Source organism: Ochrobactrum sp. SFR4, assembly GCF_019730395.1.
Taxonomy (GTDB): domain Bacteria; phylum Pseudomonadota; class Alphaproteobacteria; order Rhizobiales; family Rhizobiaceae; genus Pseudochrobactrum.
In genome coordinates, this window is record NZ_JAAPBB010000003.1 from 314,108 (window position 1) to 335,573 (window position 21,466).

The window sequence follows — 21,466 nt, forward strand, 5'->3', positions numbered from 1 at the left end:
CTTCTGATTTAGTTGCATTTAGGGCTGACTTACGGTCTGACATGCGATATGCCGGTTTTATCAGTTATCATCATATTGACTTCATGAGATAAAATATCTCGACAAGACGGATCCGACATGAGCCGCGAAAAATTTTATATCACCACCCCGATCTTCTATCCGAACGGTACACCGCATATCGGTCATGCCTATACATCAATTGCCACTGATGCCATGGCGCGCTTCCAGCGTCTGGACGGCAAAGATGTACTGTTTCTGACCGGTACAGACGAACACGGTCTGAAAATGCAGCAGACCGCCGAAAAGGAAGGCATTACGCCGCTTGAACTGGCTGACAAGAACTCTGCCGTGTTCCGCGAAATGCTGACTAAAATCGGCTCAAGCCATGACCAGTTCATCCGCACCACGGAAGAGCGCCATTACAAAGCCTGTCAGGATATCTGGGAGCGCATGGTCGCTAATGGCGATATCTATCTCGACAGCTATGCCGGCTGGTATTCGGTTCGTCAGGAAGCCTATTTCGACGAGAGCGAAACAACCGTTGGTGAAGATGGTGTGCGCCGTGAGCCTATCGGTTCGCCGGTGGAATGGCATGAAGAAGAAAGCTATTTCTTCCGCTTGTCCAAATATCAGCAGCCGCTGATCGACTATTTCGAAAAACATCCGGAATTTGTCGGCCCGTCAGAGCGCCGTAATGAAGTGCTGAGCTTCATTAAATCCGGCCTGCGCGATCTGTCCGTTTCCCGTACCACCTTCGACTGGGGTGTGCCGGTACCAGGCAATGACAAGCATGTGATGTATGTCTGGGTTGATGCGCTGACAAATTATCTCACCGCTATCGGCTATCCGGATATGGATGCGGAGAAGGCACAGTTCTGGCCTGCAACTGCTCATATTCTGGGTAAAGACATTGTGCGTTTCCACGCTGTTTACTGGCCTGCATTCCTGATGTCTGCCGGACTGCCGCTGCCGGAACGTGTTTTCGCGCATGGCTTCCTGTTCAACCGCGGCGAGAAAATGTCTAAATCGGTCGGCAATGTGATCGATCCGTTTGCGTTTATCGACCGCTATGGTCTGGATCAGGTGCGTTATTTCTTCCTGCGTGAAGTGCCATTCGGTCAGGACGGCAGCTATAATCACGAAGCGATTGTCAACCGCACCAATGCCGATCTGGCCAATGATCTGGGCAATCTGGCGCAGCGCTCGCTATCGATGATCGCCAAGAACTGTGAAGGTAAGGTGCCGGAAAAAGCCAACTTCCATGAAGAAGATACGGCTATTCTGAAACTGGCTGAAGAAGCAATTGAACTTGCCCGCAATGCGATGAAGGTTCAGGCCATTCATCAGGCGCTGGCGGCAATCTTCAATGTTGTATCCGAAGCCAACCGTTATTTCGCTGCTCAGGAGCCTTGGGCACTGCGCAAGACTGATCCGGTACGTATGGGCACAGTCTTGTATACGACCGCAGAAGTGCTGCGCCGCGTTGCAATTATGACTCAGGCCTATATCCCGACATCTTCAGCCAAACTGCTGAATATTTTGGGTGTTGCAGAAAATAAGCGCAGTTTTGCTGATCTCGGTGATGTGCTGATCAGCGGTGCTGAACTGCCTGCACCGGAGCCGATCTTCCCGCGTTATGTGGAAACTGAAGAGTAATATCTTATATCAGATACGGGCGAATTATCGCCCGTATCATTTTCCCGAGTGCTAAGCCTCGGGCAGGACTTTTATTATGCTTGTAGACAGCCATTGCCATCTTGATTTCGCTGATTTTGCAGAAGAGCGTGACGCGATTATTCAGCGTGCTCTCGATGCCGGTGTAGAGAAGATGATTACCATCTGCACCCGTGTGAAGAAATTCGATCAGATTTTAGCGCTCGCGGAGAGCTATGATCCGGTTTATTGCTCGGTCGGCACCCATCCGAATAATGCCCATGAAGAGCTGGATGTAACAACTGATGAACTGGTACGTCTTGCGCAGCATCCGAAAGTCGTGGCAATCGGTGAAGCTGGTCTGGATTATCACTATGATTATTCAACACCGGAAGCCCAGCGCCAAGGTTTGCTGACACATATTGAAGCGTCGCGCCGCACACAATTGCCACTTGTGATCCATGCCCGCAGTGCGGATGAGGATATGGCTGCATTGCTGCGCGAGGAAACCGCCAAAGGCGCGTTCCCGTTTATTCTCCATTGTTTCTCGTCCGGCATTGAACTGGCGCGTACTGGTGTTGAGCTGGGCGGCTATGTGTCTTTCTCCGGTATCATCACTTTCAAGAACTCTGCAGAAATTCGTGAAGCCGCAAAAATCGTGCCGCATGATCGTCTGCTGGTAGAGACGGATGCGCCTTATCTGGCACCGATGCCACATCGCGGCAAACGCAACGAGCCGTCTTATGTTGCGCATACAGCTGCGGTTCTGGCGAATGTAATCGGTGTGAGCGATGCGGATATCCGCCGGATGACCGGTGAGAATGTGTTGCGTTTATTCACCAAAATATCACGCTGATAATGTTCGTTCAAACTATCAGATAATCATTTCAACCTTTTGATATTTAATTATTAAAAGGCGTATAAAAGCGGAACTGGCACATGTCTGACTTCTATCGCTTTACGGTTCTTGGTTGCGGCTCATCTCCCGGTGTGCCGCGTCCGAACGGCGATTGGGGTCAGTGCAATCCGGACAATCCGAAAAACCGCCGCCGCCGTGCATCGCTGTTGGTGGAGCGCGTTAGCAATAGCGGCACAACGCGTGTTGTGATCGACACAGGACCGGATTTTCGCTCACAGATCATTGATGGTTTGGCAGGTAAGACTGACCGTCATATTGATGCGGCAATCTATACGCATCCCCATGCCGACCATATTCACGGTATTGATGATTTGCGCAGTTTTGTGCTCGACAGCAAGAGCCTGATGCCAATTTATGCAAACCGTCTGACGCTCAACCGGCTTTATGAGGCTTTCGGCTATTGTTTCGCCACACCTTTCGGTTCAAGTTACCCGCCAATTCTTAAAGCCTATGAAATCGGTAATACCGAGAGTTTTACCATTAACGGGGCAGGCGGTTCGATCCGCTTTAAACCAATGCCGATGGTGCATGGCGATATTACCAGTCTCGGCTTTCGTATTGAAAATGTGGCCTATTGCTCAGATGTGAATGAATTCCCGCCGGAAACAGCCGCTTCTCTTGAAAATCTGGATGTTTTGCTGATTGACGCTTTACAATATAGACCGCACCCAAGCCATTTCAGTCTGGAGGAGGCGCTGGAATGGGTTTCCCGCCTGAAACCGCACCGCGCCATTCTCACCCATATGCATGTGCCGCTGGATTATGATGAAGTGCGCGCTGCTGTTCCGGAAAATGTCGAGCCAGCCTATGACGGTATGGTTTTTGAGTGTGCCGCATCTGCCTGCGGCAACGAACCTGACGAATAATCAGAGCAGTCCACGTTGCAATGTTAAACGGAACCGCTCTGATTATAATAAAAACAAAACCGGGTATGCTCTGGATGAGTTTATAATCATGCAGCAACAGTCTGTCGTTTTTTCAATCTGAGATATTTCCGTGCAATATTGGTCAGCGGCATCTCAATCAGCTTATAGATTAAAATTCCTGTGATGATTGATCCTGCAATGGCGGCGGTCAGATAGAGGGTTCCGTAAAGGGTGCCGGCAGGTAAAATTTTACGGAGCACAGCCAGAAACAGTATATGGCTGAGATAGATGCTGTAAGAAGCCTCGCCGAGCAAAATGCCGAAGCGACGGCTCAATGTTACCGGTTCGAACCGCGAAACCAACGCTATAACCACACAGAGCAAAGGCAGCACAAAAACAATTGGCTGAAGATAAAGCGGCCAGCTGTTTTTGTCCGTCAGAATGCTGCAAGCTATTGTCACCGCGACTGCTGCAATCATCCAGATGATGCCGATATTGACCTGTTCGAATAAGGCCTCATATTTTTTATAAACCACTCCCAGAAGCACGCCGGAAACGAATAACAGAAGCAACGGATTGGCATAGAAAGCAAAACGGCTTGTCGGGTCATTGATTTCTGCTGACGATAAAGTTGTCATTCCCCAGAAAACAAGCGCAAGCATTGTGATTGTGAAACCGGTCACGCCCGCCCGTTTCGGCAGCAGCAGGAATAAAGCAAAGACAGCGTAGAAAAACATTTCATAAGTCAATGTCCAGCCAGGGCCGAGTACAGGCTGCAACAGTGCCTGTCCGGAAGCATCCTGCGGAACAATGAAGAACAGAGACATCAGGAGATAAGAGAATGAGACTTCTTTGCCGGTTGTAAGGATTGTCAGGGCCGCAGCTACGAAGGTCATCACCCAATATAACGGAACGATGCGAATAATACGGTTGAGCATAAACCGTAGCGGCTCTGCCGGCTGACCAAATTTCCTGTCATTTGTCAGTGCCATAACAAAGCCGCTGATAACGAAAAAGATCGTTACGCCGATACCACCGAGTTTCCATGCCATAACATGATATTCCTGCGGTACATCATAGGCAGTTAATATATGAATCAAGCCATGATCGAACACCACCAGCAAAGCCGCAATGGCGCGCAGTAATTGCACAGAGTAAATCGTGTTTTTCTTTTCAGGAGCACTGAAAGCGGTGGCAGTCATCATACGGCCTTTCAAATTTCCTGAATTATGCGTTGTTGAGACAATTTTTGAAAATTTATATTTTTCATCTGATCCATAACATTTATTCATACAATATTTTAATAATCTTATACTTCGCTGAGCGAATACATATGGCTTAACCTGTTTCATAGACAAGTGAAATCCGATAAGTATGTACGCTGGAATGAGGAGGAAACTGATTTATGAAATTTACATTTGCTGAACCTCAGCGCGCGCATAATCCGGCCATGTTTTTATCTGCCGGTGCCCGCAAACCTAATCCGGAAGTACCTGAGCGTATACAGCGGCTTTTAACCGGCGCTAAAGATGCCGGACTTGCAATGATTGCGGCGCAGGATCATGGTCTGGCACCGGTCAGCGCCGTACACAGCCCGGAATATCTGGAATTCCTGCAGGTCATTTACGGGCAGTGGCAAACGATCAGCGGTGCATCTGATGAAGTGATCCCGAATATTCATCCGAACCGCCGTGACTTCTCTTATCCCGCATCACCGGTTGGCCGTGCAGGCTACCACATGGCCGATACGGCCTGCCCGATTGCTGCGGATACGTGGCACTCTGCCTATTGGAGCGCGCAGACAGCGATTGAAGCTGCCAGACTTGTGCAAAATGGCGAACCTGCCGCCTATGCTTTATGCCGTCCGCCCGGACACCACGCCTATGCTGACATGGCAGGTGGCTTTTGCTTCCTGAACAATTCCGCGATTGCTGCGCAGGTTTTGCGCGAGAGCCATGACCGTGTGGTTGTTCTTGATGTAGATTTGCATCACGGCAATGGTACGCAGGGGATTTTCTATCATCGTGCGGATGTGATGACAGTTTCCATCCATGTTGATCCGGCAGTTTTCTATCCGTTTTTCTGGGGGCATGCATCGGAGCGCGGTGAGGGAGCGGGGCTTGGCTATAATTACAATCTGCCTTTAGCGCGTGGCTCCGGCAATCAGGAGTTTCTCGATGCGCTGGATCTGGCGCTGGATCGCATCCGCGCCTATCGTCCGGGGGCTTTGGTGCTGGCACTGGGACTTGATGCTTCTGAGCATGATCCGTTTGGCGGATTTACCGTTAATGAGCAGGGGTTCACCAGCATTGCGCAAAAATGTGCGAGCCTGAATTTGCCTACAGTGATTGTGCAGGAAGGTGGCTATATCTGCGATCAGCTGGGTGGAAATCTCACACATTTTCTGCGCGGTTTTGACGGTTGATCTGTTTTCAATGAGTGTTCAGGAGCAGGTAACAAGATATTTCCTGCTCCTTCAATAAAACTGTTTAAATGAAACTGATTTTGTGTATATTAAAAGCTGTTTTATATAAATTTCATTTGTATTTATTGTAATATTTAAATTATTATATCTTCACTTTTATTTTAGTTTACTTGCATATTCATTCTTAAACAGTCCGGCGTCAAATAATCCTTACAGGGGAAGTATCCGATGTGTTTAGCCTGCAATCCCGGAGTTACAGCCATTCTGAGAAACGCCGCATCACGGCGTAATTTTCTGAAATATATGGGAGTGGCAGCCACTTCCGTTTTTACTGCGTCAGTTATGGATAGCCGAACCGTGCTGGCTGCGGCTCCGGCTGACGGATCTGCTGATGTAATCTTTAAAGGCGGCACCATTCTCACCATGAATAAGGAGAATGCCCGCGCTGAAGCCGTTGCCATTCGCGGTAATGCTATTCTGGCCGTAGGCAAAGCAGATGATATGCAGGCCCTGAGCGGGAAAAATACCCGCATTGTTGATCTTGCTGGCCGCACATTAATGCCTGGTCTTATTGATCCGCATATGCACTCGACCTTTGTCGTGCTGGACGACTGGATTGATGTCAGCCCAATGGCTACACCGACTTTCAAAGATGTCTGGATTCAACTGAAAGATGGTGTCAGCAAGGCAAAATCAGGCGACTGGATTCGCGCGAAGAATTTTGACCCCAGTATTACCAAAGACGCACGTCCGCCAACAATGGCGGAACTGGATGCTCTGGCACCTGATAATCCGTTTTTCATGATGGAGAGCAACGGCCATATTGCCTATGCGAATAGTGTGGCCATGAAGATTGTCGGAATCAACCAGGATACGCCTAATCCGTCCGGTGCGCGTTATGTACGGGATCTGAACGGTAAGCTAAGCGGCAGACTCGAAGAAAGTGCGGCGCAGGAACCGTTTGTTGAAAAAATGCCGCAGCCAACGGCAGCTGAAGTGCAGAAGCGCATCCGCAGATTATTCGATCATGCGGCATCTGTAGGTTGTACCAGTCTGCATGACTGCGGTATCGGCCTTTTGTCCGGTGTGAATGATGTTGCACTTCTCGATGCGGTTATGGCCGATAACCCGCCGGTGCGTTATCGCGGCATGTTAATTTCTACATTGATGGATGAATGGGACAAGCTCGGTATCAAACCCGGACATGGCAATGATCTGTTTCGTATTGATGGTATCAAGGCCTGGGCAGATGGTTCCAATCAGGCAGAAACCGGCTATCAGCGCGAAAATTATCTGGGCAGTAATAGCCGTGGGGCACTGAATTACAGTCTTGAACAAATCACCGAAGTCATAAAGCGTGCGCATGATGGTGGCTGGCAGGTCGGCGTTCACTCTAATGGTGATGCGGCAATTGATACGGTGATTGAAGCCTATCAGACCGTGTTGCAAGGTTCTGCACCGAATGATCTGCGCCACCGGATTGAACATTGCAGTGTTCTGCATCCGGAGCAGATGGAGAAAATGGTGCGGCTTGGTTTGTCACCATCTTTCCTTATCGGTCATGTGCGGTGGTGGGGGAAAGCTTTCCGCGATCGCATTCTGGGGCCGGAACGGGCGAAATATTATGATCCTTGCGCGTCGGCTCTGGCTGCCGGTTTGCGTATTTCGCTGCATTCCGACTGGAGCGTAACGCCGATAGAGCCTTTGCGCTATGTGCAGGATGCGGTTGCCCGTGTGATGAATGAAGGCGGCGGGGTATTCTTCTCAGATGAGTGTATATCTGCAGAAGCCGCGTTGCGTGCTGTAACCATTGATGCTGCATGGCACTGCCATATGGATGATAAAGTGGGTAGTCTTGAAGCCGGAAAATATGCGGATTTTGCTATTTTGGAGCAGGATCCGACAAGTGGTGTCAAAGATATAGGTAAAATCAAAGTCAGCGAAACATGGATGGCAGGCGAGCAACGCTATACAGCCTGACATTTTCGTGAATACCTGTATTTAATACATAACCTGATTTACCATACCTCATCTAATCTTGAGGTTTGATTATGTCGTCGGGTAAACTCAAAGAAACGCTGACGGTGGGCGATGTTGCCCGCCGCAGCGGTGTTCCTGTTTCCACCATCCATTTTTATGAAGCAAAAGAGCTGATTGCCGGATGGCGCACAGCAGGTAATCAGCGGCGCTATCACCGTGCGGTGCTGCGCCGTATTGCTATTATCCGCATTGCCCAGCGTGCCGGAATTTCCCTGTCGATTATTCGTGACGCATTGGAAGATCTCCCGCATGACCATGTGCCGACAGCACGGGACTGGCGGCAATTTACCAATGCATGGAAAGATATGCTGGAGGAGCGCATTGTCAGCCTGATGCAGCTGCGCGATCAGATTGCCACCTGTATCGGCTGCGGGTGCCTTTCTCTGGCCGATTGTCCGTTGCGTAATCCGGACGATGAACTTGGCGAGCAAGGGGCAGGGCCGCGCCGCCTGCTGAGAAAAAAACTTTAACACAACAATACAAATACGGCTTGACCTCAACTTTGGTTGAGGTTCTATAAACGTGTCGGTGCTTGCGACAACTTGTCATTTTAGTCCGGTTGTCACGGCATTCTTTTGAGATGCTGCATGAATTCTCCGTGAAAATCCGGTGATGGCTTGCGGCAGCGAAGGGATCTTTGCGTTTACGCGCATTTTGGAGAGCCGACATGAGAAATGATGCGACGGGCGCAGTATCAGCCGGTGCTGATGCCGCCACGGTAAAAAGAGATAGCGCTCCGGCCGGCTGGGGCGAGTTGTTCAGCGGAAAAAACGGAATCTTTGCGCTTGCCCTCGCGGGTGGCGTAACATTGCATGCCGTAAATATGTATATCGCCACGACGGTTATGCCTTCCGTGATCGTTGAAATCGGCGGACTGGATTTTTATGCATGGACAACAACATTATTCGTAGTCGCATCTATTCTGGGTGCGGCTCTGACCGCTAAATTACTGAAAAGCACAGGGCCGCGCGGCGCCTATCTGGTAGCCACATTGCTGTTTGGCACCGGCACACTGATTTGTTCGCTGGCAATCAATATGCCGGTTATGCTGCTGGGGCGCACTGTACAGGGACTTGGCGGTGGTTTTCTTTATGCGCTTGCCTATGGGCTGACACGGATTGTTTTACCTGAGCATCTATGGGGGCGGGCGATTGGTCTGATCTCAGCCATGTTTGGCGTTGCGACTCTTATTGGCCCCGCAATCGGCGGCGTTTTCGCCGAATATAGCGCATGGCGTGCGGCTTTCTGGTCTTTGCTGCCCTTTGCGGCTTTGTTTGCCGTGCTGGCTTTCACAACTTTACCAAAGCGCAGCTGGGACAAGAATGAGCAATCTTCCATACCGGTTTTACAGCTTCTTCTGCTGACCGGCGCAGTCCTGGCAGTTTCTGCCGGCAGCCTGTCAAAAGAACTGTCATGGAACATGATCGGTCTGGTCGGTGCGCTGGCCATGATTGCCGCCATCGCTCTCGTGGATATGAATGCCAGATCGCGCCTGTTACCTCGCAAGGCTTTCAATATTTCCACACCGCTGGGCGCGCTCTATCTGATGATTGCTCTGCTGATGATGAGTATGCAGCCGGAGGTTTATGTACCCTATCTGTTGCAGAAATTGCATGGTCAGACTCCGCTCTGGGCAGGTTATCTTGCAGCGCTGATGGCAATTGGCTGGACAGCAGCATCATTTCTCAGTTCGCGCTGGCAGAGTAGCGGTGGTTTTCTGATTTTCTTAGGTCCGGTGATGGTCCTGACAGGCTTAATCCTGTTTGCCATTTTCATGCCGGTCAACGGTGGCGGGAATTGGACATATTTGCTGCCTGTCTGTATCGGGCTGGTTCTGATCGGCTTTGGCATTGGTCTGGCATGGCCGGGTCTGGTCACGAGGGTTTACCAGAGTGCACCGTCAACCGAACAGGATCTTGCTTCCGGAGGTATGACCACAGTGCAATTATTCGCCATTGCATTCGGTACAGCCTGTGCCGGCATGATTGCTAATTTTGCAGGCATATCGGATTCAAGCGATATAGCGGGGGCTTCTAATGCTTCTCTATGGCTGGCGGGTATTTTTGCTGCGGCTCCGGTTCTGGCCGTTTTCATGGCGATGAAAGTCATACGTCTTACCGGAGGTGAGAGATAAGCCATGCCTGACATTATTGCAAAAATACTGGATTCGAACTGGTTTGATATTCTGGCGAGAATTCTGCTTACACTGGTTTTCTGGACAAGTGGTCTGGCAAAATTATTTGATTTCACAGCGAGTGCAGGGATCATGGATGACTTTGGCCTGCAGCCGGGCTGGGTTTATAATCTTGTGACACTGATCCTGCAAATCGGTGCATCGCTGATGATTATCTGTAACAAAGGTGTCTGGCTGGCAACCGGCGCGCTGGCGGTTTTTACGGTGCTGACGATACCTGTTGCGCACCCGTTCTGGGCGAAAGAAGGGGAAGAAGCTTTCCGTGATATGACTGTCGCTCTGGAGCACGCCTCAGTTATCGGTGGTTTGGCTGTATTTGCCCTCTATTCCCGCTACAAAGCCCGCAGCTACTGGTAAGCAATACATAATAAGCAGTCACTCCTTTTATGGGAGTGACTGCCGATGAAATATCTGGTGCAATCAGATAAAGGCAGCAACCATATTGGTGAAAAACAGAATAATGCTGAAAATAACAATCAAGGAGATAACCCAGATGCCGAAAGCTTTGATTTCCGCATATTGAGAGCCGGATTTTGCCTCAAGATATTTTCTTTCAGCAAAAGCTGCAATTACAACCGACAGCGGCAGCCCGATAAACAGAAGAGAAACAATGAGCGTGGTTGCCTTGAAAATCATTACATACTCCTGATTTTCCATTTCTGTTTAATAACAACAGCTTCAGTCTATAGGTCTTTACAACATTTGCAACAATGAAACATGTCATGTATGATGAAATGAATAGCGCAATTAATAATTAAATATTTAAATAATACATAAATTACTTATATATAATTTTTAATTCTGTTTTCGACTATAGTATATATTCTTCATTTTCCCTTGAAATTAACCTTGACTTCTGTCATTGCACCCCAAAACGCGGGAGGGGTACCGCATGATGGCATTTCCAATACTCTGCGACGCAATTCGGCAGAGAAGACAAGTTCGTTTTATTTATAAATCATTTCGCTGGATCATCGAGCCCTATTTGCTTGGCTATTCCGCACATGGAAATATGGTTCTGAATGGCTGGGTTGTTGCTCATCGCAGCGAGTCCGGCTGGCAGCAATTTCTTGTTCCGCTGATTTCAAATGTAACGCTGTCTCAAAAACGTTTTTTGCGGGCACGGGCGGATTATAATCCTTATGATGAATCTGTTGCACAGGTCGTTTGGCGTTTTGAAAGCTTCAACACCTCGATTGATATCGAGTAAGCTTGCTTGAAATTATCTCCGTACAGCGATCCTGCGGGACCGCTATACGGAAGACTTCTCTTTTTATCTGACAGCCCTGAGATCCTGCAACCATGGCCCTGCATTACGAGCTTCAAGCTCATGCGGCTCATCACGCCAGATCTCAGCAAGACTTGCAGCATACCAATCCTGCATCGCAGGAAGATCACGTAAACAGGCAGCATAGATTGCTGCTTTGTCGCTGAGCTTGATACCATAGGTCTGGAAGCGGAAAGCGACCGGCGCAAAAAACGCATCAACAGCGCTGAATTCAGCCCCCGCCAGAAACGGCCCGCCAAACATATCCAGCCCTTCATTCCAGAGCTGATCAATGCGGCTGATATCTTTCAGCAGGGAAGGTGTTGTTTGCGCGCTGACATCAATGCGCAAACCGATATTATTGGTGCATATTGAACGCAGTGAATGAAAACCGGAATGCATTTCCGCTGTTGCGCAGCGTGCCCAGGCTCTGGCTTTTTTATGCTGCGGCCAGATTTGCGGATGATTATCTGCCAGATATTCGGTGATACCGAGCGAATCCCAGACTGAAATAATACTACCGTCCCCCTGCTTTTCTGAAAGACAGGGAACCTGTGCCGTCGGTGACGGGTTTTTATCCCAGTCTGCGCTGCCAAATGGGATCAGAATTTCTTCGAACGGGATATCCAGCTGCTTCATCAAAAGCCATGGTCTGAGTGACCATGAGGAATAGTTTTTATTCGCAATATAGAGTGTGTACATGGAATATGCGTCCTGATGCTGATGCAACAGTCATTCCATGAAATCGCCATCCGGTACAGAGGATTAGTACATTTTTCCTGCATTCAGATCAATAAGAAGCAGAAGCCGCCATTTATATACCGGCAGAACGGCCTTTAAATCGAAAGCTGACAATTAAGGCTTGGGCGTCGCTTCCGCTTGGGCATTAAGATAAGCCAGCAAATCATCAATCTGCCCTTCCCAAAGCCCCCAAAAGCGCATTGTTGTGTCGGGGATCATGGTTTTAGGTGATGTCAGAAACTCTTTGAGCGTTGCGTCATTCCAGATCAGACCGTCTTCACCAGCCTGTTGCATACCGGCGGAATATTGAAAGCCTTCAACTGAGCCTGCCTTACGTCCCTGCAATTGCATCAGATGCGGCCCCATACGATTAACCGGTTGATTAAGTATATGGCAGAAGCGGCATTTTTGATAAATTTTCTCGCCGTTTTTGATATCGCCTTCCGCCTGTGCTGCCGCCGGTACTGACAGGCAGCAAACAAGAAGTGAAATTTTAAACAGGCGGAGCATGTCAGATACCAGTCAGTCTTTAATCCGTTTGCGCGGATCTACGCCGGATTACAACCTGCCGCAATATGGCACCGGTCAACAAATGGTGCCGGTGCCATATACTGACTTATTCTGCGCTGATCGCTTTTGTCAGCACCAGAGTAATAAGCGCTGATGTGATGGTGAAACCAGCCAGAGGCAGAATTGTATCGCCGCCAAGCAGCACGACCACAAATGTTCCGGCAATGCTGACAATCAGACTTTCAATGCAGTAATAAATGGCTGTTGCCATACCTGCATAATCGCCGAAGCTCTTCAGTGCTCCGTTTGCTGTTACCGAGCAGGTGAGGGCAATGCCCGCCGCGACGACCCACATAGAGACTATGAAGGCAGGCACAGAAAGCTGCAAAGCCCCGCCGGAAAGCAACAACAGTCCGCCGCCGCACATGATAAGAAGCATACCGCGTCTTAATGTGCCGCGCAGTCCCCACCATTGCGTATAAAAACGGGCAAAGCGGGCAAAAATCACCATAACAATGGCAATGCTGGCAAAACACAGGCTGAACATGACCGGTGACAGGCCAAGACCAGCGATCAGCAGAAGCGGGGCAGTGGAGAAATACACAAAGAATGAGCCCATTGCAGCACTGAAGCCGCTTGTATAAGTCCAGAATAGCTTACTCCCGAGAATGGAGCGCAGTTTTCCCTGTGATTTTGTCAGGCTTGGCATACGGGTTTCCGGCCAGCGCCATGCGGCATGCAAACCCGCTAAAGCACCAAGTGCCGCCAGTACCCAGAAAATACTGCGCCAGCCGAACCGGATATCCAGCAAAGCACCGATCAATGGTGCAAGCGCAGGAACAAAAGCAAGCATAGAGCCGAGCAGGCTGTAGATCACCGCGCCTTCTGGGCGTTGCGCATAAACATCCCGCACAGTAGCAAAAGTCGCCACCAGCATTGCTGCAGCACCTGCGGATTGCAGCAAACGCAAAGCAAGAAAAACATGGGCAGAGCCGGTGATCGCCAACCCTGCAGAGGCACATGAAAAAATCAGTACACCACCCAGTAAAACCGGTTTTCGACCGATCTTATCCGAGAGAGGGCCGAAGATAAGCTGACCGGTACCAAGCACGCCCAGATAGAGGCTGAGTGTAAGCTGTACCATCTCAGGACTGGTCTGCAGAGCCTCCGACATATGCGGAATGACAGGCAGGTAAATATCCATTCCCATAGATGCCAGAAGATCAAACGGCGCCATGAGAAACAGAGCCGCAGCAAGACTAAAATTCCATTGCACCGGCAGAATGCCCTCTGCGGGTTGCAAAGATTTGTTTTTATAGAAAGACATATGTCGAATCCACGCTGTGAGGCGTGCATACAAAAGCAATCATGCAGCGGCGTTTAAACGACCGGCAGAGCGTGGCTTCTGAATGTTACGCCGTAAATTTTCTTCAGATGATGAAATTTACGGCTGAGCGGGTTGCGGATTCGACTTTACTCATAATGCCAGTGTTTAGATATTTGTCGGCATATTGTCAAAGCGCCGTCGTTGTTTTGCCTGAAACTTAGGAACAATTTGCTGTTCCGGTTCCCTGTATATAAATTGCATGTGCATGCTTGCCTGCCGGATATAAGCGGGTGAAAATAAGAGGGGGAGCAATGACAAGGCTGGTTATTGAAAAATATACTAACGGTCAGTTCGGGAAGAAAATAAATGTTCCGCTTCCGCTGATACGGATAGTTGCACGTATTTTACCGGATGCAGCGCTAAGTCAGTTAAAAGCAAAAGGGATTGATCTTTCAGCAATCTGTGCTGCCAGCCATGCCGGTCAGCCTTATGAGACAGTTCTGGATATAAGTGAAAAGCGCCGGAACAAAAAAGTCGTGATCTCCTTACAGCCCTGAAGCGGTATGATTTTACTGATATAAATCTCTGTATCTTGCGGCTGATAAACAAAAATGTGAGCGGTTTATCAGCCATGCGGCACTATGGGCGCGGTAGGAATGTCGGTCTTTGATTGACTGCGCGGTGTATTTTTGCCAAATCAGCAAAAATGATTTTCATAGAAGTGCAGGTTTCTGCCTGTATAATACTTCTGTGTTTATTGCAGAATGTTGCAGCAAATTTTAAACCCGATCAGGCTTGCCGCCACGGTCAGGCAAACTGCAATGTGAGATTGAGATTATGACGTGCGTCAAACGCACAGGAAAGGTTTAGGGCTATGACAGCCGATTTCCGCGAGCTTCGTGTTAATATGGTTGATACGCAGATCCGCACGACGGATGTGACGGATCTTGCTGTTCTGGATGCTTTTCTGGCAGTTCCGCGTGAAGAATTTGTACCGGCTCACCGTCGTGAACTGGCCTATATTGATGAAGATCAGCTGCTGGCAGAAACACCGGAAGGTGCACGCTATCTGATGGAACCGTCACCGGCAGCCCGTCTGGTGCAGCTTGCATCGGTCAAAAAACAGGATGTGGTGCTCGATATCGGTTGCGGCACAGGCTATCTGGCAGCGGTTCTGTCGCAGCTTGCAAGCTCGGTAATCGCTCTTGAAAGCAATGCGGATTTTGCTGCCTCCGCTTCAGAAAAGCTGCAGGCGCTGAGTTGCGACAATGTTGTGGTTGTCAGTGGTGAGCTGACTGCCGGCTACCCTAAAGAAGCCCCGTTTGATGTGATCATCATTGAAGGCGCTGTTGATTTTGTTCCCGAGGCTTTGCAGGCACAGCTCAGAGACGGCGGCCGTCTGGTTGCTATTGAAGGGCAGGGCAATATGGGTGTTGCGCATATTTATGTGAAAGAGGACGGCATCGTATCCCGTCGCGGCGTGTTTAATGCTGCGGTGAAACTGCTGCCGGGCTTCCGTCATGCTGCCGAATTCGTATTCTGATACGAAATAAATTCTTTTCAGAAAGCCTGTCACGGATCTCCGCGGCAGGCTTTTTGTTTATTACCGATATTTAAGCTTAAAATCTCTGTGTAACCTGATATTGTCTCACTCGTTGAAAACCACTATTTTGGGCCTGCAGCTTACAAAAGAGTAAGAATTGTGGCAGACCAGAAATTGTTGTTTTGGCAACAATAACAATTTGTTTATTAATGAATTAAGCTGACGGGTGGAAAATCCGGTTTTTACCCGTTATTAGCAAATGCCCGAATGAGTTTGGGAAATTTGATTCGAATTGTATGGGGTAAACCGTGGTCAATTTACGCAAACAGGTTTTAGCTGTTGCACTATTAGCGAGCACGGTACTCGCACCGGCTCCTGTTATGGCGGAAACGCTGTTCGGAGCAATGCAAAAAGCATATCACAATAATGCTTCGCTCAATTCATCCCGCGCCGGTCTGCGCGCAGTTGATGAAGATGTGGCAATTGCCAAATCAGGCTACCGCCCGACATTGAGCGGCACATATAAATATGGCCGCAGCCGCAACGGCACGACAGATACTTATTCGACAACAGGCGAGGTTGGCATCCAGCTGAACCAGACACTGTTCGATGGTTTCCAAACAAAAAACAACGTGGCGGCGGCCGAAAGTAACGTATACGCCCAGCGCGAAAATCTTCGCAATGACGAGCAGAACCGTCTGTTTGAAGCCGTTCAGGCCTATATGGATGTTTACCAGAACCGCCAGATCGCTTCTCTGCGCCAGAAAAATCTGGCCGCATTGAACGAGCAGGTTCGTGCAGCCAAAGCCCGTCTGGATGTTGGTGAAGGCACCCGCACCGACGTAGCGCAGGCCGATGCGCAGCGCTCAGCTGCTGTTGCCCAGCTCAATGCTGCTCTTGCCAATGTTAAATCGGCAGAAGCAGTCTACCGTCAGGTAACCGGCTCTGCACCGGATAAATTGCAGGCCGCTAAGCCTGCCGGTAAATCGCTGCCAAAGAGCATTGCTCAGGCCTATGCGATTGCTGAAGCCGGTCATCCTGGTGTTAAGGCAATGCAATTTGCCATGGATGCTGCCGGTCATAATGTGAAAGCTAAAGAAGGTGCGTTGCTGCCGACTGTCGGCGTAACAGCTTCCGCTTCGCATTCATCGGTTTATTCCGGTCTGCCAATGGCTGGTAACGGCAATTCCGCTTCGATCGGTGTCGGCGTTACTGTTCCGATTTATTCGGGCGGCAAAACATCTGCAACTGTTCGTAAGTCGAAAGAACAGCTTGGTCAGGCACGTATTCAGATTGACGTTGTGCAGGATCAGGTGCGTGCTGCCGTGGCTTCGTCATGGTCGCAGCTTGAAGCTGCAAGAGCATCTCTGTCAGCCTATCGCGACGGTATCTCCGCGGCACGTCTCGCACTTGATGGTGTGATTGAGGAGCGCAATGTTGGTCAGCGTACAACACTTGATGTTTTGAATGCGCAGAACGAACTGGTTGATGTTCAGATCCAGCAGGTGCAGGCCGAGCGTGATGTTGTTGTGGCAAGCTATGCCGTGCTTTCATCCGTTGGCCGTCTTACAGCGCGCCAGATCGGTCTGCAGGTTGCAGAATATAAGCCTGAACAGCATTATGATGCTGTTAAAGATAAGTGGATCGGTCTGCGTACACCGGACGGCCGCTAATCAGGATTAGATTCAATCTTTAAGAAAAGCGGTGCATCATGCGCCGCTTTTTTGTTTTCAGCAGACATTTCATCGGTCGCAACACGGCTGCAATCCCGACAATAGTTAAAAATCACTTAAGAAATCTGTGTTTTACGCCTGAGCGGTGGCTGCAGGGATTCTCAAATCAGCAATGGTTCTGTACTTTAGAGCTAAGATTCGTTGAATTTTCAGACTGAAGAATTTTACGCATTATTCTGCCGGAGAAAACTTAAGGCTAAACAAGCCGTTTCCGCAGATAAGCGACAGCCAAAGGATGCTGCACGATATGGCTCAGACTTCCAGCGCAACACGTGAACCGTCCATGGAAGAAATTCTGGCTTCCATTCGCAGAATTATTGAAGATAGTGATGTCACAAAACAGGCAACAGCTGATCTGACATCAGCTCCGGCGGCAAAAGCACAGCCTGAAAACCGTGCTGAAACAGTTAAAACTCCAGAACCGCCTGCAGAAAAAAAACGCGGGGAGGTTGCTCAGTTTCCCCGTGCTGTTTCTTTAGAAACAGCGCCAACTAATAATGCTGCTGTTTCTTCAGAAACAGCACAAACAAGCAACCACGCTGTTTCTTCAGAAACCGCTACCGGCGCCGCCAAAGATGCTGAAACTCAGCCTGCCGCACCTTCATTCACGCTGGATGCGATCTTGCGCGGCAGCATTCAGGAACAGACATCGCCTGCACAAAAGCCGGAACTGACACGGGCTGAAATGCATGAGCGCAATGTTGCTCATGTGCGTATTGCGACGGTTAATCCGCCGGTGCCGCCGGTTGTTGTTGCTGTGGCCGAACAACCTAAGAGTGATGCCATAAAAATGTCAGAGGCACTTCTTATGCAGGTTGCAGAAAAGCGGGTTGTTACAATGACCCAGCCAGCAGCAAAAGAAGAGGTTGCATCTGTGTCTGAAAAAACCTTCGAAACCGTGCCGCAAACTGTAGCGGCCCCTGCACAGGACAAGTCTCTGATCTCAGAGGCGGCAGAAAAACAGGTCGCAGCATCCTTCGGCAGCCTTAGTCAGGCTCTTATTGAAGAGCAGAAGCGTCTGCTCAATGAAAAAATGGAAGCCATGCTGCGCCCGATGTTACAGGAATGGCTGGATACCAATCTGCCGCCGCTTGTCGAACGACTGGTGCGTGAGGAAATCGAACGCGTTGTCCGCCGCGGCTGACGAAAAGAACGCTCAACTACGGATTTGCAGCCCCTTTACTGCTGTAAACGGGGCTGTTTTTATGTTTAAAGCCATCCTATATAGAATACGGAAATACCGTGATTTGCTGTGTGAGGCACGCAGTTTTCCTTGATTCTTTGTTTCAAACTTGCTTTGAAACATATCACTGAGACTTGTTTGTACCGGATGGGTGATCGGATCTGCTGCTATTAAGGCAGGATTGAACGATCACTGCTTTCGTTGCGCCTGCCTTCATATAAAGAGACAGAGTTTTTTATGTTAGAGAAAACCTACGATTCCGCGGCTACCGAGCCAAAAATTGCTGATATTTGGGAAAAAGCGCAGGCTTTTAAAGCCGGTGCGGGTTCCAAGCCGGGTGCGGATCCGTTTGCCGTGGTGATCCCGCCGCCGAATGTCACCGGTTCTCTGCATATGGGCCATGCCCTTAATAATACCATTCAGGATATTATGGTGCGCTTTGAGCGCATGCGCGGCAAAAACGTGCTGTGGCAGCCGGGCATGGATCATGCCGGTATTGCAACGCAGATGGTTGTTGAGCGCCAGTTGATGGAACGGCAGGAGCCGAACCGTCATGAGATGGGGCGTGAGAAATTTGTTGAGCGCATCTGGCAGTGGAAAGAAGAATCCGGCGGCCTGATCTTTAACCAGTTGCGTCGCCTTGGTGCGTCCTGTGACTGGTCGCGGGAACGCTTCACGATGGACGAAGGTCTGTCCAAAGCCGTTCTGGAAGTTTTTGTCACGCTCTACAAAGAAGGCCTGATTTACAAAGACAAGCGTCTGGTCAACTGGGATCCGAAATTGCAGACAGCAATCTCGGATATTGAAGTTGAACAGCGTGAAATCAAAGGTCATTTGTGGCACTTCCGTTATCCGCTGGAAGGCGTGGCTTTTGATGCGGAAAATCCGGACACTTATATTGTTGTTGCAACAACACGTCCGGAAACTATGCTGGGCGATAGTGGTATTGCTGTTAATCCGGAAGATCCGCGCTATCAGTCCCGTATCGGCAAAAATGCCGTACTGCCATTGGTTGGCCGTGCGCTGCCGATTGTTGGTGACGATTATGCCGATCCGGAATCCGGTTCCGGTGCGGTTAAAATTACACCTGCACATGACTTTAATGATGCGGAAGTCGGAAAACGTAATAATTTACGTAAAATCAACATCATGTCACCTGTTGCTACCATCTTGCTTCAGGATAATGAGGACTTTGCGGAAGGCCTGACACCATCTGCTGAACTGGATGCGCTGATTGAACGCTTCCACGATCAGGATCGGTTCAAGGCGCGTAAAGCCATTGTTGAGATGATGGAAGAAGGTGGCTATCTCGAGAAAATCGAAGACCACACCCACATGGTGCCGCATGGCGACCGCGGCGGTGTGCCTATTGAACCATTGCTGACTGACCAGTGGTATGTAAATGCTGCAGAAATGGCCAAGCCAGCCATTGCGTCTGTTCGTGAAGGCCGTACAGCGATTGTACCGAAAACATGGGAAAAGACCTATTATGACTGGATGGAAAACATTCAGCCATGGTGTATTTCCCGCCAGCTGTGGTGGGGTCATCAGATTCCTGCGTGGTATGGTCCGGATGGTACAATTTTCGTAGAAAAGAGCGAAACAGAAGCTCTTGCCGAGGCTCAGAAACATTACGGTGAACCGACATCGCTGACCCGTGATTGTGACGTGCTGGATACATGGTTCTCCTCGGCTCTGTGGCCGTTTTCAACCCTTGGCTGGCCGGATAAAACTCCGGAACTCGACACCTATTATCAGACTGATGTTCTGGTAACCGGTTTTGACATCATCTTCTTCTGGGTTGCCCGTATGATGATGATGGGTCTGCACTTCATGAAAGAAGAGCCGTTTCACACCGTTTATGTTCATGCTCTGGTGCGTGACAAGAACGGCGCGAAAATGTCGAAGTCCAAAGGCAATGTTATCAATCCGCTTGATCTGATTGATGAATATGGTGCGGATGCGCTGCGTTTCTCGCTGGCTATCATGGCCGCACAGGGACGCGACGTGAAGCTTGATCCGGCGCGTATTGCCGGTTACCGCAACTTCGGTACCAAACTGTGGAATGCGACACGTTTTGCGCAGATGAACGGCGTGAGCCGTCAGCCTGATTTCAAACCGGAAGATGCAAAACTGGCAGTTAATCGCTGGATCCTGACCGAACTGACACGGGCAACAAAAGCGATTACCGAAGGTATCACGACTTACCGTTACAATGATGCGGCAAGTTCAGCCTATCGTTTTGTCTGGAACCAGTTCTGTGACTGGTATCTGGAACTTCTCAAGCCGATTTTCATGAGCGATGATGAAGATGCAAAGCGTGAAGCACAGTCCTGTGCAGCTTATTGTCTGGATGAAATCTACAAGCTGCTGCATCCGTTCATGCCGTTTATGACGGAAGAACTGTGGAGCCTGACAGCCGGTGAGGGCCAGAGCCGCGATACGCTGCTTGCCCATGCACCATGGCCTGTTTTGTCCTTTGAAGATGCATCGGCTGCTGATGATATCAACTGGCTGATTGAGCTGGTCAGCGGTATCCGTTCCGTTCGCTCGGAAATGAATGTTCCGCCGTCCGCTCAGGCACCGCTTGCGGTTCTGGAAGCCAACGACCTGACCAAAGAGCGTCTGGCACATCATGATGCAGCGATCAAACGTCTGTCGCGTGTTGCTGATATCAGCTTGTCTGATGCCGCGCCAAAAGGCTCTGCACAGCTGGTTGTAGGCGAGGCGACCTATTGTATGCCGCTTGGCAGCCTGATTGATCTTGGTGCGGAAATGCTGCGTCTTGAAAAAGAAAGCGGTAAACTGACAGCCGAAATGGAAAAAATTGACAAGAAACTCTCGAATGAGAAATTCGTTGCCAATGCCAAGCCGGAAGTTGTGGAAGCAGACCGCGCCCGTTTTGCGGAACTGCAGGAAGCACAGGGCAAAATTGCTGTAGCTCAGCAGCGCTTGAAGGATGCGGAATAAGTCAGCCTATTAGTTGCATCCAAAAAATAAAAGCGCCCTCAAATCAAATTGATTTGGGGGCGTTTTCTTTTGGTATTCCATACAGGCACTAACCG

19 protein-coding genes are annotated in these 21,466 nt (G+C 49.6%); 14 read left to right on the forward strand and 5 right to left on the reverse strand.

Features of this window, described 5'->3' with window-relative positions:
• The first annotated feature begins 117 nt into the window (after positions 1 to 117).
• From metG to HBA93_RS05580, 3 genes are all read left to right on the forward strand, one after another.
• Positions 118 to 1,656, forward strand: coding sequence for a methionine--tRNA ligase (gene metG / locus HBA93_RS05570; protein ID WP_221722597.1), 1,539 nt, complete (start codon positions 118 to 120; stop codon positions 1,654 to 1,656).
• 76 nt (positions 1,657 to 1,732) lie between these two features.
• Positions 1,733 to 2,509 (forward strand): TatD family hydrolase, encoded by a 777-nt coding sequence (locus tag HBA93_RS05575; protein ID WP_221722598.1) that lies wholly within the window; start codon positions 1,733 to 1,735, stop codon positions 2,507 to 2,509.
• An 83-nt stretch (positions 2,510 to 2,592) separates the two neighbouring features.
• Positions 2,593 to 3,438 (forward strand): MBL fold metallo-hydrolase, encoded by an 846-nt coding sequence (locus HBA93_RS05580; protein WP_221722599.1) that lies wholly within the window; start codon positions 2,593 to 2,595, stop codon positions 3,436 to 3,438.
• Positions 3,439 to 3,524: 86 nt separating this feature from the next.
• Here HBA93_RS05580 and HBA93_RS05585 read toward each other — a convergent pair whose 3' ends face one another.
• Positions 3,525 to 4,643 carry an acyltransferase family protein gene (locus HBA93_RS05585; protein WP_221722600.1) on the reverse strand — a complete coding sequence of 373 codons (1,119 nt, stop codon included), beginning with the start codon at positions 4,641 to 4,643 and terminating at the stop codon, positions 3,525 to 3,527.
• A gap of 200 nt (positions 4,644 to 4,843) precedes the next feature.
• Here HBA93_RS05585 and HBA93_RS05590 point away from each other — a divergent pair, with 200 nt between their 5' ends.
• The 5 genes from HBA93_RS05590 to HBA93_RS05610 all read left to right on the forward strand — a co-directional run bounded on the left by HBA93_RS05590 (position 4,844) and on the right by HBA93_RS05610 (position 10,454).
• On the forward strand, positions 4,844 to 5,863 hold the full coding sequence (locus HBA93_RS05590) for a histone deacetylase family protein (protein ID WP_221722601.1): 1,020 nt from the start codon (positions 4,844 to 4,846) through the stop codon (positions 5,861 to 5,863).
• Between the two features lie 228 nt (positions 5,864 to 6,091).
• Positions 6,092 to 7,843: an amidohydrolase gene (locus HBA93_RS05595; RefSeq protein WP_221722602.1), complete on the forward strand. Its 1,752-nt coding sequence runs from the start codon at positions 6,092 to 6,094 to the stop codon at positions 7,841 to 7,843.
• 71 nt (positions 7,844 to 7,914) lie between these two features.
• Positions 7,915 to 8,373: a redox-sensitive transcriptional activator SoxR gene (gene soxR, locus HBA93_RS05600; RefSeq protein ID WP_022712071.1), complete on the forward strand. Its 459-nt coding sequence runs from the start codon at positions 7,915 to 7,917 to the stop codon at positions 8,371 to 8,373.
• A gap of 197 nt (positions 8,374 to 8,570) precedes the next feature.
• Positions 8,571 to 10,037, forward strand: a complete 1,467-nt coding sequence (locus HBA93_RS05605; RefSeq protein ID WP_221722603.1) for an MFS transporter — start codon at positions 8,571 to 8,573, stop codon at positions 10,035 to 10,037.
• 3 nt (positions 10,038 to 10,040) lie between these two features.
• Complete coding sequence (locus HBA93_RS05610) at positions 10,041 to 10,454, forward strand: DoxX family protein (RefSeq protein ID WP_221722604.1); 414 nt, start codon at positions 10,041 to 10,043, stop codon at positions 10,452 to 10,454.
• A 63-nt stretch (positions 10,455 to 10,517) separates the two neighbouring features.
• Here the strand turns inward: HBA93_RS05610 and HBA93_RS05615 are convergent, their stop codons facing one another.
• Positions 10,518 to 10,733, reverse strand: coding sequence for a hypothetical protein (locus HBA93_RS05615; protein ID WP_121992519.1), 216 nt, complete (start codon positions 10,731 to 10,733; stop codon positions 10,518 to 10,520).
• A gap of 256 nt (positions 10,734 to 10,989) precedes the next feature.
• Here HBA93_RS05615 and HBA93_RS05620 point away from each other — a divergent pair, with 256 nt between their 5' ends.
• The gene (locus tag HBA93_RS05620) at positions 10,990 to 11,307 is read left to right on the forward strand and encodes a WYL domain-containing protein (protein ID WP_162994476.1); all 318 of its coding nucleotides are present in this window, start codon (positions 10,990 to 10,992) and stop codon (positions 11,305 to 11,307) included.
• A gap of 63 nt (positions 11,308 to 11,370) precedes the next feature.
• Here HBA93_RS05620 and HBA93_RS05625 read toward each other — a convergent pair whose 3' ends face one another.
• The 3 genes from HBA93_RS05625 to cml all read right to left on the reverse strand — a co-directional run bounded on the left by HBA93_RS05625 (position 11,371) and on the right by cml (position 13,942).
• Positions 11,371 to 12,066 (reverse strand): glutathione S-transferase family protein, encoded by a 696-nt coding sequence (locus HBA93_RS05625; RefSeq protein WP_221722605.1) that lies wholly within the window; start codon positions 12,064 to 12,066, stop codon positions 11,371 to 11,373.
• A gap of 153 nt (positions 12,067 to 12,219) precedes the next feature.
• Complete coding sequence (locus HBA93_RS24730) at positions 12,220 to 12,471, reverse strand: c-type cytochrome (RefSeq protein WP_502910042.1); 252 nt, start codon at positions 12,469 to 12,471, stop codon at positions 12,220 to 12,222.
• A 250-nt stretch (positions 12,472 to 12,721) separates the two neighbouring features.
• On the reverse strand, positions 12,722 to 13,942 hold the full coding sequence (cml, locus tag HBA93_RS05635) for a CmlA/FloR family chloramphenicol efflux MFS transporter (protein WP_221722606.1): 1,221 nt from the start codon (positions 13,940 to 13,942) through the stop codon (positions 12,722 to 12,724).
• A gap of 311 nt (positions 13,943 to 14,253) precedes the next feature.
• On the opposite strand from cml, the gene HBA93_RS05640 reads away from it, so the two are divergent.
• The 5 genes from HBA93_RS05640 (at position 14,254) to HBA93_RS05660 (ending at position 21,371) form a co-directional block, all read left to right on the forward strand.
• Positions 14,254 to 14,499, forward strand: a complete 246-nt coding sequence (locus tag HBA93_RS05640) for a hypothetical protein (protein ID WP_221722607.1) — start codon at positions 14,254 to 14,256, stop codon at positions 14,497 to 14,499.
• A gap of 317 nt (positions 14,500 to 14,816) precedes the next feature.
• Complete coding sequence (locus tag HBA93_RS05645; protein WP_121992513.1) at positions 14,817 to 15,485, forward strand: protein-L-isoaspartate O-methyltransferase family protein; 669 nt, start codon at positions 14,817 to 14,819, stop codon at positions 15,483 to 15,485.
• 308 nt (positions 15,486 to 15,793) lie between these two features.
• Complete coding sequence (locus HBA93_RS05650) at positions 15,794 to 17,158, forward strand: TolC family outer membrane protein (protein WP_502910043.1); 1,365 nt, start codon at positions 15,794 to 15,796, stop codon at positions 17,156 to 17,158.
• 307 nt (positions 17,159 to 17,465) lie between these two features.
• The gene (locus HBA93_RS05655; protein ID WP_221722608.1) at positions 17,466 to 18,362 is read left to right on the forward strand and encodes a PopZ family protein; all 897 of its coding nucleotides are present in this window, start codon (positions 17,466 to 17,468) and stop codon (positions 18,360 to 18,362) included.
• A 276-nt stretch (positions 18,363 to 18,638) separates the two neighbouring features.
• Positions 18,639 to 21,371, forward strand: a complete 2,733-nt coding sequence (locus HBA93_RS05660; protein WP_221722609.1) for a valine--tRNA ligase — start codon at positions 18,639 to 18,641, stop codon at positions 21,369 to 21,371.
• The last annotated feature ends 95 nt before the right edge of the window (positions 21,372 to 21,466 follow it).